16 protein-coding genes are annotated in these 16,846 nt (G+C 65.4%); 13 read left to right on the top strand and 3 right to left on the bottom strand.

The features are described 5' to 3' along the window. The first annotated feature begins 209 nt into the window (after nt 1-209). From pdhA to GTK09_RS02950, 10 genes are all read left to right on the top strand, one after another. A complete protein-coding gene (gene pdhA, locus GTK09_RS02995) occupies nt 210-1,316 on the top strand; it encodes a pyruvate dehydrogenase (acetyl-transferring) E1 component subunit alpha (RefSeq protein ID WP_163461030.1) in 1,107 nt (368 codons plus the stop codon). Between the two features lie 156 nt (nt 1,317-1,472). Next, the gene (locus GTK09_RS02990) at nt 1,473-2,945 is read left to right on the top strand and encodes a pyruvate dehydrogenase complex E1 component subunit beta (RefSeq protein ID WP_163461029.1); all 1,473 of its coding nucleotides are present in this window, start codon (nt 1,473-1,475) and stop codon (nt 2,943-2,945) included. 34 nt (nt 2,946-2,979) lie between these two features. After that, on the top strand, nt 2,980-3,477 hold the full coding sequence (locus GTK09_RS02985) for an SRPBCC family protein (RefSeq protein WP_163461028.1): 498 nt from the start codon (nt 2,980-2,982) through the stop codon (nt 3,475-3,477). A gap of 11 nt (nt 3,478-3,488) precedes the next feature. After that, nucleotides 3,489-4,097, top strand: a complete 609-nt coding sequence (locus GTK09_RS02980) for a Uma2 family endonuclease (RefSeq protein ID WP_163461027.1) — start codon at nt 3,489-3,491, stop codon at nt 4,095-4,097. A 21-nt stretch (nt 4,098-4,118) separates the two neighbouring features. Further along, the gene (locus GTK09_RS02975) at nt 4,119-5,564 is read left to right on the top strand and encodes a pyruvate dehydrogenase complex dihydrolipoamide acetyltransferase (protein ID WP_163461026.1); all 1,446 of its coding nucleotides are present in this window, start codon (nt 4,119-4,121) and stop codon (nt 5,562-5,564) included. Between the two features lie 10 nt (nt 5,565-5,574). Continuing rightward, entirely contained in the window at nt 5,575-6,213 is a 639-nt protein-coding gene (locus GTK09_RS02970; RefSeq protein ID WP_163461025.1) for an SGNH/GDSL hydrolase family protein, read from the top strand. A gap of 74 nt (nt 6,214-6,287) precedes the next feature. Further along, nucleotides 6,288-7,742 (top strand): dihydrolipoyl dehydrogenase, encoded by a 1,455-nt coding sequence (lpdA, locus tag GTK09_RS02965; RefSeq protein ID WP_163461024.1) that lies wholly within the window; start codon nt 6,288-6,290, stop codon nt 7,740-7,742. A gap of 145 nt (nt 7,743-7,887) precedes the next feature. Further along, nucleotides 7,888-8,142: a GlsB/YeaQ/YmgE family stress response membrane protein gene (locus GTK09_RS02960; protein ID WP_163461023.1), complete on the top strand. Its 255-nt coding sequence runs from the start codon at nt 7,888-7,890 to the stop codon at nt 8,140-8,142. Nucleotides 8,143-8,247: 105 nt separating this feature from the next. Further along, nucleotides 8,248-9,222, top strand: a complete 975-nt coding sequence (lipA, locus tag GTK09_RS02955; protein ID WP_163461022.1) for a lipoyl synthase — start codon at nt 8,248-8,250, stop codon at nt 9,220-9,222. A 10-nt stretch (nt 9,223-9,232) separates the two neighbouring features. Continuing rightward, the gene (locus tag GTK09_RS02950) at nt 9,233-9,679 is read left to right on the top strand and encodes a type II toxin-antitoxin system RatA family toxin (protein ID WP_163461021.1); all 447 of its coding nucleotides are present in this window, start codon (nt 9,233-9,235) and stop codon (nt 9,677-9,679) included. Between the two features lie 75 nt (nt 9,680-9,754). Here the strand turns inward: GTK09_RS02950 and GTK09_RS02945 are convergent, their stop codons facing one another. The 3 genes from GTK09_RS02945 to GTK09_RS02935 all read right to left on the bottom strand — a co-directional run bounded on the left by GTK09_RS02945 (nt 9,755) and on the right by GTK09_RS02935 (nt 13,001). After that, nucleotides 9,755-11,038, bottom strand: a complete 1,284-nt coding sequence (locus GTK09_RS02945) for an MFS transporter (RefSeq protein WP_163461020.1) — start codon at nt 11,036-11,038, stop codon at nt 9,755-9,757. 215 nt (nt 11,039-11,253) lie between these two features. After that, the gene (locus GTK09_RS02940) at nt 11,254-11,730 is read right to left on the bottom strand and encodes a CinA family protein (protein WP_163461356.1); all 477 of its coding nucleotides are present in this window, start codon (nt 11,728-11,730) and stop codon (nt 11,254-11,256) included. 59 nt (nt 11,731-11,789) lie between these two features. Continuing rightward, nucleotides 11,790-13,001 (bottom strand): bifunctional 2-C-methyl-D-erythritol 4-phosphate cytidylyltransferase/2-C-methyl-D-erythritol 2,4-cyclodiphosphate synthase, encoded by a 1,212-nt coding sequence (locus GTK09_RS02935; RefSeq protein WP_163461019.1) that lies wholly within the window; start codon nt 12,999-13,001, stop codon nt 11,790-11,792. 133 nt (nt 13,002-13,134) lie between these two features. Here GTK09_RS02935 and dusB point away from each other — a divergent pair, with 133 nt between their 5' ends. Genes dusB through ntrC form a run of 3 tightly spaced genes read left to right on the top strand, consistent with a single transcriptional unit; the run spans nt 13,135 to nt 16,805 of the window. After that, a complete protein-coding gene (dusB, locus tag GTK09_RS02930) occupies nt 13,135-14,205 on the top strand; it encodes a tRNA dihydrouridine synthase DusB (protein ID WP_163461018.1) in 1,071 nt (356 codons plus the stop codon). 1 nt (nt 14,206) lies between these two features. Beyond that, nucleotides 14,207-15,352, top strand: coding sequence for a two-component system sensor histidine kinase NtrB (locus GTK09_RS02925; RefSeq protein ID WP_163461017.1), 1,146 nt, complete (start codon nt 14,207-14,209; stop codon nt 15,350-15,352). Continuing rightward, nucleotides 15,318-16,805 (top strand): nitrogen regulation protein NR(I), encoded by a 1,488-nt coding sequence (ntrC, locus tag GTK09_RS02920; RefSeq protein ID WP_512698708.1) that lies wholly within the window; start codon nt 15,318-15,320, stop codon nt 16,803-16,805. The genes GTK09_RS02925 and ntrC overlap by 35 nt, the downstream gene beginning before the upstream one ends. The last annotated feature ends 41 nt before the right edge of the window (nt 16,806-16,846 follow it).

Genomic DNA, 16,846 nt, shown 5'->3' with positions numbered 1-16,846 from the left:
TGCGACGAACTCTCTCTTCAGCCAATGCAGATCGAACGAGCCGAAGGTCGTCAGTTTAACTGACGTCCAATTAAATCGAGCTCAGCGGCAAATTTGAACCAGAATAAAGTTAAACCAATTTGTCGTGCTTGAAGCGCCATCCTCCTCCAATATACTGGTGGTCTAACGACAGACGTGGAACGTCGAAACCGCGGGTCAAGGGAGACGTCATGGCGGCCAAGTCAAACAAGTCCAGGTCGGATTCGCCGTCGGCCAAGCCGGAAACGGTCCGGGAGAGTTCCGCCCGCGAGATCGTCAGGACGCTCGAGCATTTCGACGCGCCGGCGCCGGCAAAGTTCGGCAAGGACGACGAGATTCGCGCCTATCGCGACATGCTTTTGATCCGCCGCTTCGAGGAAAAGGCCGGCCAGCTCTACGGCATGGGCTTCATCGGCGGCTTCTGCCATCTCTATATCGGTCAGGAAGCGGTCGTCGTCGGCATGCAGATGGCGATGAAGGAGGGTGACCAGGTCATCACCGGCTATCGCGACCATGGCCATATGCTGGCCACCGGCATGGAAGCGCGCGGCGTCATGGCCGAGCTCACCGGCCGCCGCTCGGGCTATTCCAAGGGCAAGGGCGGCTCGATGCACATGTTCTCCAAGGAGAAGAAATTCTTCGGCGGGCACGGCATCGTCGGCGCGCAGGTGCCGATCGGCACAGGCCTCGCTTTCTCCAACGTCTACAACAAGACCGACGCGATCTCGATCACCTATTTCGGCGACGGCGCGGCCAATCAGGGCCAGGTCTATGAGAGCTTCAACATGGCCTCGCTGTGGAAGCTGCCGGTGGTCTACGTCGTCGAGAACAACCGTTACGCCATGGGCACCTCGGTCAATCGCGCCTCGGCCGAGACCGACTTCTCGCATCGCGGCCTGTCCTTCAAGATCCCCGGCTTCCAGGTCGACGGCATGGACGTGCGGGCGGTGAAGGCGGCCGGCGATCTCGCCGCCGAGCATTGCCGCTCGGGCGAGGGGCCGATCATCCTCGAAATGATGACCTACCGCTATCGCGGCCATTCCATGTCCGATCCTGCGAAGTACCGCACGCGCGACGAAGTCCAGAAGATGCGCTCCGAATCGGATCCGATCGAGCAGGTGAAGAAGCGCCTGACCGGCGATCACGGCATGTCGGAGGACGAGGTCAAGGCGATCGACAAGGACGTGCGCGACATCGTCGCCGATGCCGCCGACTTCGCCCAGAACGATCCCGAGCCGGATCCCTCCGAGCTGTGGACCGACATCTATGCCGAGGACATTCCTCAGGCCGCCGAATAGGCGCGGGTTCGATCCGGCCGCGGGCTTCCGCGGCCGATTGGTGCAACGAGCTTGCGCCGCTATTTGAGGTTTGAACGGGCCGGCAACGGGGATCGCCACGACGCGCCCCAGACAAGACCCGCCCAAGAGGCCTGAGTTTCAGGAGGAAACACCTTCATGCCGACCGAAATCCTGATGCCGGCTCTGTCCCCGACCATGGAGGAGGGGACGCTCGCCAAATGGGTCAAGAAGGTCGGCGACGCCGTTGCCCCGGGCGACGTCATCGCCGAGATCGAGACCGACAAGGCCACCATGGAAGTCGAGGCCGTCGACGAGGGCACGCTCGGCAAGATCCTCGTCGAGGAGGGCTCCGAGGGCGTCAAGGTCAATACGCCGATCGCCATCCTTCTCGCCGAGGGTGAGGACGAGAGCGCCATAGAGAACGGCGCCGCTTCCCAGTCGCGCGGTGCCCCGGCTTCGGCCGCCGAAGATACGTCGGCGACCCGCGAAACCGACGAGAAGCAGTCGTCGAAGGGTTCGGAGCCCTCCGGCGGCGATGCCGTAAAGGACATGTCGGCTCGGCGCGTTCCGGCCGAGGGAAAGACCCATCCCGACCCCGAGGATCCCGAGGGTGATCTCGCCCAGGAGATCCCGGAGGGCACCGAGATGGTCTCGACCACCGTGCGCGAAGCGCTGCGCGACGCCATGGCGGAAGAGATGCGCCGGGACGAGCGCGTCTTCGTCATGGGCGAGGAGGTCGCCGAATATCAGGGCGCCTACAAGATCACCCAGGGTCTGCTCGACGAGTTCGGCGCGCGCCGGGTCGTCGATACGCCGATTACCGAGCACGGCTTTGCCGGCCTCGGGGTCGGCGCGGCCTTCGGCGGGCTGAAGCCGATCGTCGAGTTCATGACCTTCAACTTCGCCATGCAGGCGATCGACCAGATCATCAATTCGGCGGCCAAGACCCTCTACATGGCCGGCGGCCAGATGGGCTGCCCGATCGTCTTTCGCGGGCCCAACGGCGCGGCCGCCCGTGTCGCCGCCCAGCACAGTCAGGACTACGCCGCCTGGTACAGCCACGTGCCTGGGCTCAAGGTCGTCCAGCCCTACACGGCGGCCGACTACAAGGGTCTCTTGAAGTCGGCGATCCGCGATCCCAACCCGGTGATCTTCCTCGAAAACGAGATCCTTTACGGGCAATCCTTCGAGATCCCGAAGATCGACGACTGGACCGTGCCGATTGGCAAGGCCCGCATCCACCGCAAGGGCAACGACGTCACCATCGTCTCCTTCGGCATCGGCATGACCTATGCCGTGAAGGCCGCCGAGGAATTGGCGAAGGAAGGCATCGAGGCCGAGATCGTCGACCTGCGCACCATCCGCCCGATGGACATGGACACCGTCATCCGCTCGGTGAAGAAGACCAATCGCTGCGTGACGGTGGAAGAGGGCTATCCGCAGAGCTCCGTCGGCGCCCACATCGCCTCCGAGATCATGGTCCGCGCCTTCGACTATCTCGACGCGCCGGTGCTCAAGGTCGCGGGCAAGGACGTGCCGATGCCCTATGCCGCCAATCTCGAAAAGCTGGCGCTGCCCTCGGTCAAGGACGTGATCGACGCGGTGAAGGCCGTGACATACAAGGATTGAGGCGAGGGCCGAAGCTGGAAGGAACGCCGCTGCGATGACGCCCGAGGGCCATTCAGACCTGTCCGAAGCGGGAACGCTCGTCCTCACGAGGGACGTGCGTCGGCCGCGGGCGCATGTCTGGCGGTGCCTGACGCAGCCGGACTGCTTCAAGGTCTGGTGGCGCGACAATCTCGAATTCGAGCCGCAGCTCGGCGGCCGTTTCGTCGAGCCCTGGGTCGACCCGTCCGGCCGCGAGCGCACGACGCGGGCGGAAGTGACGGCGTTTCATCCGCCGGAAGGCTTCGTCATGGTCTGGGCCGACGAGGACTGGGAGTTCGACACCGTCGTGTCCGTGTCGCTGACGGAGATCGAGAGCGGCACCCGCGTCACGATCGAGCACCAAGGATGGGAGAAGGCTGCGGAGCCGGATCGCGCGACCTATCTTCTCGATCATCACGCCGGCTGGGATCGCCATCTCGATAACCTTGTGGCCTTCGCCGAGGATCTTGCCCATGACGACGGGTCGGCCTCGGGCGACGGCGACGGGCGATGAGGGAGGCGGGAATGTCCACGGTCGAACAGCTTTCCCCGGCGGTCCGCAAGCCGGCGACCTATGCCGATCTCGAAGCGGTGCATCCGCATCTCGTCGCCGAGATCCTCGATGGCGAGCTGGTGACCCATCCGCGGCCGCGTTTGAAGCATGCCGTCGCGTCCTCCGCCCTCGGCGCCGAACTGAACGATGCCTTTCAGAGAGGCCGTTCGGGGCCCGGAGGTTGGATGATCCTTGACGAACCCGAACTTCACCTCGGGCCGCAGGTGGTGGTTCCCGATATTGCCGGTTGGCGGCTCGAGAGATTTCAAGCCTTGCCGGACAAGGCGTATGCAGAAACGCCGCCCGACTGGGTGTGTGAAGTCGTATCACCTTCGACGGAGATCTATGACCGCAGCACCAAGCGGCGCATTTATGCGGATGCGGGTGTTCCGTTCCTGTGGATTCTCGACCCTCGTCTAGAGATGCTCGAAACCTTTACCCTAACCGGGCGCCAGTGGCTCCTGGATGCCACACTTTCCGGCAAGGATGACGTGAACGCTGCCCCCTTCGAGGCGATCACCTTCCCGCTGACCATTCTCTGGCCGCTCAACCCGGCCCCCGACACCCAAAACGCGCAGTAAGACGCTTTCGGAGACGCCCACATGCCGATCAACGTCACCATGCCCGCCCTGTCTCCGACCATGGAGGAGGGCAATCTCGCCAAATGGCTGGTCAAGGAGGGCGACGAGGTCTCCGCCGGCGACATCATCGCCGAGATCGAGACCGACAAGGCGACCATGGAAGTGGAAGCCGTCGACGAGGGCAAGGTTGCGAAGATCGTCGTTCCGGCGGGCACCGAAGGCGTCAAGGTGAACGCCGTGATCGCCATCCTCGCCGCCGAGGGCGAAGATGTTTCCGAGGCCGCGAGCGGTGGTGACGGCAAGGGCTCAGCCGGCGACGACAAGGGCGGTGCGATGGCAGCCGACCCGAAGGCCGATGCCGCAACGACGGGATCCAAGGAAGAGGCCAAAGAACCCGCGATGCGGGGCGACAGCCGCACCTCCGGTGGAGAGCCGAAGAGCGGTGCCAACGGCACCTCCGAATCCAAGGCCGGTGCTGCGCCAAGCGGCGAGAAGGGCGGCCGCATCTTCGCCTCGCCGCTGGCACGGCGGCTCGCCAAGGAGGCCGGCATCGAGCTCGGCGCCGTCGACGGTTCCGGGCCCCATGGCCGGGTGGTGAAGGCCGACATCGAGGCGGCGAAGAAGGACGGCGGTGCCAAGAAGGCTGCGCCCGAAAAGCCGGCCGACGCGAAGAAGCCCGAAGCGGCCCCGGCCGCCGCGGCGCCGATGGCCAAGGCGGCCAGCGACGAGTCCATCCTCAAGCTCTTCCCCGAGGGCTCCTACGAGAAAATCCCGCACGACGGGATGCGCAAGACGATCGCCAAGCGGCTGGTCGAGGCCAAGCAGACCGTCCCGCATTTCTATCTCACCCTCGATTGCGAGATCGACGCGCTGCTGGCGCTGAGGAAGCAGCTCAACGACGCGGCGCCGACGATCAAGGGCGAAGCCGGCGACAGGCCGGCCTACAAGCTCTCGGTCAACGACATGATCATCAAGGCTCACGCGCTGGCGCTGAAGGCCGTGCCGATGGCCAACGCTTCCTGGACCGAGGGCGGCATGCTGATCCACAAGCATGCCGACGTCGGCGTCGCGGTTTCCATCGAGGGCGGGCTGATCACCCCGATCATCCGCCGGGCCGAGGAAAAGACGCTTTCGACGATTTCCAACGAGATGAAGGACCTCGCCAAGCGCGCCCGGTCCCGCAAGCTGAAGCCCGACGAATATCAGGGCGGCACGAGCGCGGTTTCCAATCTCGGCATGTTCGGCATCAAGGACTTCTCCGCCGTCATCAACCCGCCCCATGCGACGATCCTCGCGGTCGGCTCGGGCGACCAGCGCGCGGTGGTGAAGGCCGGCGCGGTGACCGTCGCGACGGTGATGACGGTGACGCTGTCGACCGACCACCGGGCGGTGGACGGCGTCCTCGGCGCCGAGCTGATCGCCGCCTTCAAGAACTTCATCGAAAACCCGATGTCGATGCTGGTCTGAGGGGAGGACGATGAAAACCGTCCTCGCCTTCGGCGACTCGCTGACCTGGGGCTACAACCCCGAAAACGGCCTGCGGCACGAGTTCTTCGACCGCTGGCCGAATGTCGTCGCCAAGGCGCTCGGCCACGGCGTCCGGGTGATCTCGGAAGGGCTGAACGGCCGCACCACGGCCTTCGACGACCATACGGTGATGGCCGAGCGCAACGGGGTGAAGACCCTGCCGACGCTGCTCGACAGCCACCAGCCGCTCGATCTCGTGGTCATCATGCTCGGCACCAACGACTTGAAGCGCCACACCGGCGGCGGCCGGGTATTCGAGAGCCGGCAGGGGCTCGAACGGCTGGTCGAGATCGTCCAGTGCTTTCCCTATCAGCGCGGCTATGACGCGCCGAAGCTCTTGCTCGTCGCGCCGCCGCACTTTGCCGAGACGATGGAGCCGGATTTCTCGCTGCTGTTTGGCCATGCGGTCGAAGAGAGCCAGCATTTCCGCTCCGCCGTCACCAAGGTGGCGGAGGAGTATGGTTGCGCGATGTTCGATGCCGCCGAGGTCTGTGAAGCCTCCTGCCTCGACGGCGTGCATCTTTCGGCAGAGCACAGCCGCGCCCTCGGCGAGGCGCTGGTCGAGCCGATCAGGGCGCTACTCGGCTGAGCCGGGCCGTGCCAATCCGATTTCAAGCGGCGCCTTGAGAGCGCCCAGTCAGACGATCCGCGGAGAGACGACCCATGGCTGACACCTACGACATCCTGGTCATCGGCGGCGGGCCGGGCGGCTATGTAGCCGCAATCCGGGCCGCGCAACTCGGCTTCAAGACTGCGGTCGTAGAGCGGGAGCATCTCGGTGGAATCTGCCTCAACTGGGGGTGCATCCCGACAAAGGCGCTGCTGCGCTCCGCCGAGATCTTCCACTATGCCGAGAATGCCCAGAACTACGGGCTGAAGATCGAGAAGCCGAGCTTCGAGATGGAAGCGGTGGTCAAGCGCTCGCGCCAGGTGTCGGGGCAGCTCGCCGGCGGCGTCGGGTATCTCATGAAGAAGAACAAGATCGACGTCATCTGGGGCGAGGCGAAGATCACCAAGGCCGGCAAGGGCGGCCCGGTCGAGGTCGCCGTCGGCAAGATGAAGAAGCCGATCGTCGAGCCGCAGAACCCGGTGCCGAAGGGAACGCTCGGCGAGGGCACCTACAAGGCCAAGCACGTCATCGTCGCCACCGGCGCCCGCCCACGCGTCCTTCCGGGCATCGAGCCGGACGGCGACCGCATCTGGACCTATTTCGAGGCGATGAAGCCCAAGGCGATGCCGAAGAGCCTGATCGTCATGGGTTCGGGCGCCATCGGCATCGAGTTCGCGTCCTTCTACCGGACGATGGGCGCCGAGGTGACCGTCGTCGAGCTGCTGCCGCAGATCATGCCGGTGGAAGACGCCGAGATCGCCAAGCTCGCCCGCAAGCAGTTCGAGAAGCAGGGGATGAAGATCCTCACCGATGCCAAGGTGTCGAAGGTCGAGAAGGGCGGCGACGGCGTCACCGTCACGGTCGAGACGAAGGACGGCAAGTCGCAGACGCTGAAGGCCGAGCGGCTGATCTCCGCCGTCGGCGTTCAGGGCAATACCGAGGGGCTCGGCCTCGAAGAGATCGGCGTCGCGATCGAGCGCGGCATCGTCAAGGTCGACGGCTATGGCAAGACCAATGTCGAGGGCGTCTACGCCATCGGCGACGTCGCCGGCCCGCCGATGCTCGCCCACAAGGCCGAGCACGAGGGCACGATCTGCGTCGAGAAGATCAAGGGGATCGACGTCCACCCGATGAAGAAGACCGAGATCCCCGGCTGCACCTACTGCCAGCCTCAGGTCGCCTCGGTCGGCCTGACGGAGGCGAAGGCGAAAGAGGCCGGCCGCGAGGTCAAGGTCGGCCGCTTCACCTTCGTCGGCAACGGCAAGGCGATCGCGCTGGGCGAGCCGGACGGCATGGTCAAGACCGTCTTCGACGCCAAGACCGGCGAGCTCCTGGGCGCGCATCTGGTGGGGGCGGAGGTCACCGAGCTGATCCAGGGCTTCGTCATCGCCATGGGCCTCGAGACCACCGAGGAAGAGCTGATGCACACCTGCTTCCCGCATCCGACGATCTCGGAGACGATGCACGAAAGCGTCCTCGACGCGTATGGGCGCGTCATTCACATGTGACGAGAAAGAACGCGGCATCCGGCCGTGTTCGAGTCCATCGATCGTGGCGGCACGGCAGAAAAGAACCGCCGTGCCTCTTGCCGGAAGGTTGCCGGCTCTAACTATCGGTCCAGACTTCTCCAAACCCAGACACGGGAAATTTCACATGATCGGTAGCTTTCTTGCAGCAATCATCGTCGGCGGCATTGCCGGCTGGCTGGCCGAAAAGGTGATGAAGAGCGACATGGGGTTGATGATGAACATCATCCTCGGCGTCGTCGGCGCCATCATCTTGAGCTTCATCCTGCGCCTCACCGGCATTGGCGGCGGCGCTTCGGCGTCATTCTCCTTCGCCTATCTCATCACCGGCTTCGTCGGCGCCTGCCTCCTGATCCTCATCGCCCGCGCCGTCCGGCGCTGAGGTGACAACAGGGATCCCTGCGTGACGGGCAACCCCGTCATGCAGGAGCCGATGCGGGTGTCGAAGCTGATTGCATCGCTAAAACCGGAGGCTTAAGTAGGCCCCATGGTCACACTCCTCGACACCCGGTCGTCAGAAACCGAGAAGCCACGGCTCCGCCACCCGGAAAAGGCCCATCGGCCAGACGCCGTGGCGAGCCCGCCCAAGCCGGACTGGATCCGGGTCAAGGCGCCGGTTTCAAAGGGCTATTTCGAGACCCGGGAGATCGCCCGGGAAAACCGCCTAGTCACCGTCTGCGAGGAGGCCGGCTGCCCCAATATCGGCGGCTGCTGGGAGAAGAAGCACGCCACCTTCATGATCATGGGCGGCATCTGCACCAGGGCCTGTTCCTTCTGCAACGTCGCCACCGGCATGCCCCATGCACTGGATGAGAGCGAGCCCGAGAGCGTCGGCCGCGCCGTCGCCAAGATGGGCCTCAACCATGTCGTCATCACCTCGGTCGACCGCGACGATCTCGCCGATGGCGGAGCGGAACATTTCGTCCGCACCATCCGGGCGATCCGCGCCGCGGCGCCCGGCACGACGATCGAGATCCTGACCCCCGACTTTTTAAGGAAGCCCGGCGCGCTCGAGCGTGTCGTCGAGGCCAAGCCCGACGTCTTCAACCACAATCTTGAGACCGTTCCGTCGAAATATCTGACGGTGCGCCCCGGCGCCCGCTACTTCCATTCGATCCGGCTGTTGCAGCGGGTGAAGGAACTCGACCCGACGATCTTCACCAAGTCCGGCATCATGGTCGGCCTCGGCGAGGAGCGCAACGAGGTGCTGCAGCTGATGGACGACCTTCGAACCGCCGATGTCGACTTCCTCACCATCGGTCAGTACCTCCAGCCGACGAAGAAGCATCATGCGGTAATTCGCTACGTCACGCCGGACGAGTTCGCCTCTTTCGAGAAAGTCGCGTTGACGAAGGGCTTCCTCGTTGTCTCGGCCAGCCCGCTCACTCGCTCTTCCCACCACGCGGGGGAGGATTTCGAACGCCTGAAGGCCGCGCGGCTCGCCCGCCAGTCGGCCGCCTAATCCGCCCGTCATGCCCAAATTTCAAACGACGCGCCACGTTCGCCACTCCGCCGATCAGATGTTCGCTCTCGTCGCGGACGTCGAGAAGTATCCCGAGTTCCTGCCGCTCTGCCAGGCGCTGACGGTGCGCTCCGAGCGCGAGAAGGAGGGCAAGCGCCTTCTCGTCGCCGACATGACGGTGGCCTACAAGATGGTCCGCGAGACCTTCACCTCGCAGGTGCTGCTGAAGCCCGATGAGCGTCGGATCGAGGTGTCCTACGTCAACGGCCCGTTCAAGTTCCTCGACAATCGCTGGGACTTCGTACCGACCGGCGAGGGCTCGTGCGACGTCGAGTTCTTCATCGAATACGAGTTCAAGAGCCGCACCCTCGGCATGCTGATGGGCTCGATGTTCGATTTCGCCTTCCGGCGGTTCGCCGTCGCCTTCGAGGAGCGGGCGGACAAGATCTACGGGTGAGGACGGCGTAGCATGGGTGCGTCACGCCTCCGGTTCCAGCGCAGAGGAAGCCGACGATGTGTTCCGTCGCAAACGTCAGCCCTGCGCCGGAGTCTCGGCCTCGGCAGGGGGTTCGCGTTCGATTTCAGACTGTTCGACGGCCCAGGCGCTCGCAGCTTCGACGGCAACCGGTGACGATGTCGGAATGACGCCGATATAGCTCTCGGTCTGGCCCGCGGGAATGCCGGGCCGCTGTGTCATACGATACAGCGCGTAGAGAGCGATGGCGGCGAACGTCACGCTGAGGACCAGCCAGAACGTGAACGGCCCCGCCCATTCCATCGCCCAACCGGTGACAAGCGGTCCCAGGATGGCGCCGAGACCGAATGTGAAGACGAGGCCGCCGGACGCCGCCGGCATGTCTTCCGATGAGAGGAAGTCGTTCGTATAGGCCAGAAACAGCGCGTAGAGGGGGGTCGTCATGCCGCCCGCGACGAAGGCCGATGCCATCAGCGACCACAGACCGGCGCCAGCGATCCATCCGAAGAGACAGGATGCCGATCCGATAACGGAGACGGCAAAGATCAGGATGCGCCGATCCACGCGGTCCGAGATCCAACCGATCGGGTATTGAAGGAAGAGCGCCCCGGCGAACAGCATCGCCACGAACAGTGCTATCTGAGACGCGCTCATTCCGATCAGCGTGCCGAAGACGGCGCCCATGCCGGACTGTGTCGCATAGGCGCTGCCCAGAAGAAAGATCCCGACCGTGCCCAGGGGGGACTCGGCGAAGAGAGCCTTCAGGGCCATCGGCCGCGTGACGTCTGTCCTGGGGGCCGGAGCCACGGTGAGGAGGATCGGTGCGAAGGATATCGAGACGAGGATCGACGCACCGATGAACAGCACCGACGTCTGGGCATCGCCGAGCGTGAGTAGCCCTTGCGCTCCGATGATTCCGAGGGTCTGCGCGATCATGTAGGCGGACAGCACCTTGCCGCGGGTCTCATTGGTCGAGGCGTCATTCAGCCAACTCTCTGCCGTCACATAGACGCCCGACATGCAGAAGCCGATCAGCATCCGCAGCAATGTCCACGCCCAAGGTTCCGCGAGCAGAGGGAAGGTGATCAGCCCGGCCGACATGAAACTGCCGAGCGCCGCAAACACGCGGACATGCCCGACATTGCGGATGAGAGACGGCGTGAGATGAGCGCCGGACAGGAAGCCGACGAAATACCCTGAGGTGACGATGGCGAGGGCCGTGGCCGAAAACCCCTCGATTCCGCCGCGCAGACCGATGAGGGTGAAATGCATGCCGTTGCCCAGCATGATCAGGACGATACCGACCAGAAGAGCCCAAATGCCGGATAAGACTTTGACCATGGGTCGCCCTCGAGCGCTGGCCCGCACCTTCTATGCCAAGCGTTCGGCGAAGGTTACACATCCCGCCTGCTTGCGCGACGTTCCAATCGCGACCTCGCATTGACGGGACCACGAAATCGCTGACGGGCCGAGGCCTGGAGCCGAGCCTTGGTAGAACTTCATTCTGCGGCACCCGCTGCTAGGAAAAAGCCATCGTCTGAGAACGGCTTATGCCTTCACGTTCCCGACGCGGCCACCAGCAGTTCCAACGCCACCACCACCGACGCCTGTCTGATGGCCGCGCGTCCCAGATCCCCGAACAGCTCTTCCCGATGCACCGTCCCCGCCGGTCCAGCGCAGGCGAAATGCACCAGCCCGACCGGTTTTGCCGCCGACCCACCGCCGGGGCCGGCGATGCCGGTGATCGACACGGCGACGGTGACGCCCGCGCGTCGGCGCGCGCCTTCCGCCATCTGGCGCGCGACCGTTTCCGACACCGCGCCATGGGCGGCGAGCGCCGCAGGATCGACGGCGACGAGGTCGATCTTCGCCTGGTTGGAATAGGTGACGAAGCCGCGGTCGAGGACGGCCGAGGAGCCGGCGACGTCGGTGATCGCCCCGGCGACGAGGCCTCCGGTGCAAGATTCGGCGGTCGCGAGCGTCCAGCCGGCTTGGGCGTAGCGCGCGACGACGGCGCGGGCGAGGGCGGCGATCTCGTTGCTGCGACCGCAACCGGGGCCGGCTTGCCCGTCGGCCTCGATCTCGCCGCCGCTCACTTGCCCTCTCCGTAGACGACCGAGGCCGTGGCAATCGCCGCGATTCCCTCACGGCGGCCGACGAAGCCGATGGTCTCGTTGGTCGTCGCCTTCACCGAAACCCGGTCGAGCGACAGGCCGGTCATCGTCGCGATCGCCTGACGCATTGCCTCGCGGTGCGGCGCGATCTTCGGCGCCTCGCAGATCAAAGAGATATCGGCATTCATGATCCGTCCGCCCTTGGCCGCGACGATCCGGACGGCCTCTTCGACGAAGATGTGCGAGGCTGCGCCCTTCCATTGCGGGTCGCTTGGCGGGAAGTGATCGCCGATGTCGCCGGCGCCGCAGGTGGCGAGTAGCGCGTCGGTCAAGGCGTGGAGGCCGACATCGGCGTCGGAGTGGCCGTCGAGCCGCTGGTCGTGGGCGATCTTTATGCCGCAGAGGGTGACGTGGTCGCCCGGAACGAGGCGGTGCACGTCGTAGCCATTGCCGGTCCGAACGTCGATCACGGGCAGCTTCTCCTTGAGTTTCTCGTTGGCCAGTCTCTCGTCGGCGGCGGCGATGTCCTCGCGCGTCGTCAGCTTGACGTTGCCCGCAGCTCCTTCGACCAGCACCACCCTCGCGCCCGCCCATTCGGCGATGGAAGCGTCGTCGGTGAAGTCGGATCGGCCGGAGCCTGCGGCGGCCTCATGGGCGCCGACGATCGCTGCGAAACGAAAGCCCTGCGGTGTCTGCGCGCCGTAGAGGCCGCTGCGCGGCACGGTTTCGGCGATCGACAGGTCGCTCGTCGCCCGCTTGATCGTGTCGGCGATGGGAACCGCCGGGATCGCGCCGCCATGGGCGATGGCTGCGGCAATCACCCGGTCGACGGTCGCGTGATCGGCGAAGGGGCGGACGGCATCGTGGATCAGCACAATGCCGGGGGGGCGATCCGACGCCCGGAGGAATTCGAGCCCGCGCCGCACCGAGATCTGCCGCTCCGCCCCGCCGGTGACGAGATGGACGCGCGCGGCTTCTTTGCCGAGGGCGCGTTCGCAGAGCGCGTGATCGTCCGCATGGATCACAAGGACGATGGTTTCGATGCGCGGGTGGCTTCGAAAAAGCGCCAGCGTGTGGGCGAGCACGGCCCGCCCGCCGATGGTCCGATACTGTTTGGGACCCTCCGTGGAATGGCCGGCCCGCTCGCCGCGACCGGCCGCCACCAGGATCGCCGCGACGCTCTCCGCCATACCGCTCGACCTCGCTCGAAACCCGTGGGTGCTGGAGCATGAACCCATGACAGAATGCAAGCACCTAATTGCTTGTCATTTGAGCATGCTCCGATTAAGTACAGCTCAGGTGGTGCAAGAATCGACAGTTGCGATGAACGCTCAAGGTTTAGGCGAATTTGGAAGGCGAGGGGATGTTTCCGTCCCGCTGCAGGTCGGCGGCTGCCGGCTCGGCAATCGCGTCCTCCTGGCGCCGATGTCGGGCGTTTCCGACGTGCCGTTCCGCCGGCTGGCGCGGCGCTTCGGCGCAGGCCTCGTCGTTTCGGAGATGGTCGCCAGCGGGGAATATCTGAAGGGTGCCGGCGAATCGACCCTTCGAGCCCTGCGTGACGGGCATGGCATCCATGCGGTGCAGCTCGCGGGCCGCGATCCGCGGGCGATGGGGGAGGCCACACGGCGCCTTGCCGCCTCCGGCGCGGACATTGTCGACATCAATTTTGGCTGCCCGGCGAAGAAGGTGGTGGGCGGGCTGTCCGGCTCCGCCCTGATGCGCGAGCCGGAGCTTGCCCTTGCCATCGTCGAGGCTGTCGTCGCGGGGGCGGGCGACGTGCCGGTGACGGTGAAGATGCGTCTCGGCTGGGACCGCGCGTCGATGAACGCGCCCTGGCTCGCCGCGCGGGCGGAAGCGGCGGGCGCCCGGATGGTGACGGTGCATGGCCGCACGCGCATGGATTTCTACGACGGCGCCGCCGACTGGAAGGCCATCGCCGCCGTCCGCCGCGCCGTCACGGTGCCGCTCGTCGCCAATGGCGACCTCGTCTCGCCGGACCGCCTCGGCGAGATGCTCGCCTCGAGCGGCGCCGATGCTGTGATGGTCGGGCGCGGCGCCTATGGCCGGCCGTGGCTTCCCGGCCTGATGGCCGGCGCGACCGCGATGGCGGAACTTTCCCGCGTCGATCTCGGCGACTTCGCCGCAGAGCATTACGAGACGATGCTCGGCCATTACGGCCTGCCGACCGGCATTCGCCATGCGCGGAAGCATCTCGGCTGGTATCTCGATCGCCATGCTGCGACCGGTGCCGTCGTCCCGCCGTCCGAGCGCCGGGCGATCATGACCGGAACCGACCCGAACGACGTTCGCAAAAGGCTGTCTCTTCTCCTTGCCGGCACGACGCTGGCCGAGATCGAGACGGCCGCAACCGCGCCGATGGCGGAGGCAGCCTGACATGTCCCATTCGTCCGACAGCGGCCCCTTCCTGCTCGATCAGGCGTTCCAGATCCTCAATGCGCTGCCGCATCCGGTGATCGTCGTCGACGCGGCGGGTCGGTTCCGCTTCGCCAATTCCGATGCCGAGCAGTTCTTCTCCGCTGGCTCGGCCTATCTCGCCCGCAAGAGGCTGCAGGATTTCGTGCCCGGCGACAGCCCGATGTTCTCGCTGGTCGAGCAGGCCCGCACCGAATCCGCCCGCATCAGCGAATACCGGGTCGACGTGTCCTCGCCCCGGCTCGGCGGCGAGCGGCTGGTCGATCTCTACGTCTCGGCGATGCCGGAAGCGCCGGAGCTGGTCGTGGTGATGATCCAGCAGCGCTCGATCGCCGAGAAGATGGATCGCCAGCTGACCCATCGCTCCGCCGCCCGAACCGTCACCGGTCTTGCGGCGATGCTCGCCCACGAGATCCGCAATCCGCTTTCCGGCATCAAGGGGGCCGCCCAGCTGCTCGCCGCCTCGGCCAGCGACGAGGACAGGGCGCTCACCCGGCTGATCCAGGAAGAATCCGACCGCATCGTCAAGCTGGTCGACCGGATGGAGGTGTTCTCCGACCAGCGTCCGATCGAACGCTCCGCGGTGAACATCCATTCCGTGCTCGAGCACGTGAAGACGCTGGGCCGCAACGGCTTTGCCCGTGACATCAAGATCCTCGAACTCTACGACCCGTCGCTGCCGCCGGTCTTCGCCAATCGCGACCAGCTCGTCCAGGTTTTCCTCAATCTTCTGAAGAACGCCGCCGAGGCGGTGAAGGGCCGAGAGAACCCGGAGATCCGCCTGACCACGGCGTTCCGACCGGGGGTTCGCCTCTCGGTGCCGGGCACCAAGGACCGGGTGACGCTGCCCCTGGAATTTGCCGTGGAGGACAATGGCGACGGCGTGCCGGAGGACATCCGCGAGCACATTTTCGATCCCTTCGTGACCACCAAGCCGAGCGGCTCGGGCCTCGGCCTCGCGCTGGTCGCCAAGATCGTGGGCGATCACGGCGGCGTCATCGAGTGCGAGTCGCAGCCGGGACACACGGTCTTCCGCATTCTCATGCCGGCCTGGCGCGAGCTTTCCGAACCCGATGCGCTGCGTGACGCGACCGACGAACAGGGCTGAAATATCCATGGCAATGCAGATCATCGTAGCCGACGACGATGCCGCGATCCGCACGGTCGTCTCCCAGGCCCTGATGCGGGCCGGCTTCGAGGTGCGCGTCACGTCGAACATCGCGACCCTATGGCGGTGGATATCGGCGGGCGACGGCGACCTCGTCATCACCGACGTTTTGATGCCGGACGGCAACGCCTTCGATACGCTGCCGAAGATCAAGAACTCGCGGCCCGACCTGCCGGTCGTGGTGATGAGCGCCCAGAACACCTTCATGACGGCGATCAAGGCGTCCGAGAAGGGCGCCTACGACTACATCCCGAAGCCGTTCGACCTGACCGAGCTCGTCTCGATCGTCCGTCGCGCCCTGTCCGAGCCGAAACAGGGCCCTCGGGTCACCGCGCCCGACGACATGCAGGAGGCGATGCCGCTGGTCGGCCGCTCGCCCGCCATGCAGGACATCTACCGGGCGCTGGCGCGAATGATGCAGACGGATCTGACGGTGACGATCACCGGCGAATCCGGCACCGGCAAGGAGCTCGTCGCAAGGGCGCTGCACGATTACGGCCGCCGCCGCAAAGGTCCCTTCGTCGCCATCAACATGGCGGCGATCCCGCGCGACCTCATCGAATCGGAACTGTTCGGCCACGAGAAGGGCGCCTTCACCGGCGCCCAGTCGCGCACCAGCGGACGATTCGAACAGGCCGAGGGCGGTACGCTCTTCCTCGACGAGATCGGCGACATGCCGATGGAGGCGCAGACGCGGCTCCTGCGGGTGCTGCAGCAGGGCGAATACACCATCGTCGGCGGCCGCACGCCGATCGCCACAGACGTGCGGATCGTCGCTGCGACCAACAAGGACCTGCGCCAGCTCATCGCGCGCGGCCTGTTTCGCGAGGATCTGTTCTACCGGCTCAACGTCGTGCCGCTGCGCCTGCCGCCGCTGCGCGAGCGCATCGAGGACCTGCCGGATCTGGCGCGACATTTCTTCGCAGTCGCCGAAACCGAAGGGCTGCCGCGCAAAACCCTCAGCCAGGGCGCGCTCGACGTCATGCGCCGCTACGGGTGGCCGGGCAATGTGCGCGAACTCGAAAACCTCATCCGCCGGCTCGCCGCGCTCTATCCCCAGGACGAGATTTCCGGCGAGATCGTCGAGCACGAACTCATCAACGACCCGATCAAGAGCCCGGGGCTTGAGACGGACGGCAGCAAGCCAATCGATCTCAGTGCCTCGGTCGAACGCTATCTGGCCGAGTATTTCTCATCCTTCGGCGACGATCTGCCCCCGCCGGGGCTGCACGGGCGGATCCTGCGCGAGGTCGAATATCCGCTGATCGCCGCGGCCCTGGCCGCCACCCGCGGAAACCAAGTGAAGGCCGCCGATCTTCTCGGCGTCAATCGCAATACGCTCAGAAAGAAGATCCGCGACCTCGATATTTCCGTCGTCCGCTCGATCCGTTGACTGGCTTTTTTCAGGGCTTCGTTGCAGTTTAGACACAATCC

Source organism: Jiella pacifica (assembly GCF_010500815.1).
In the GTDB taxonomy this organism is placed as follows: domain Bacteria; phylum Pseudomonadota; class Alphaproteobacteria; order Rhizobiales; family Rhizobiaceae; genus Jiella; species Jiella pacifica.
The sequence above is the reverse complement of the archived record's forward strand: the minus strand, read 5'-3'. Positions and strand labels throughout refer to the sequence as shown.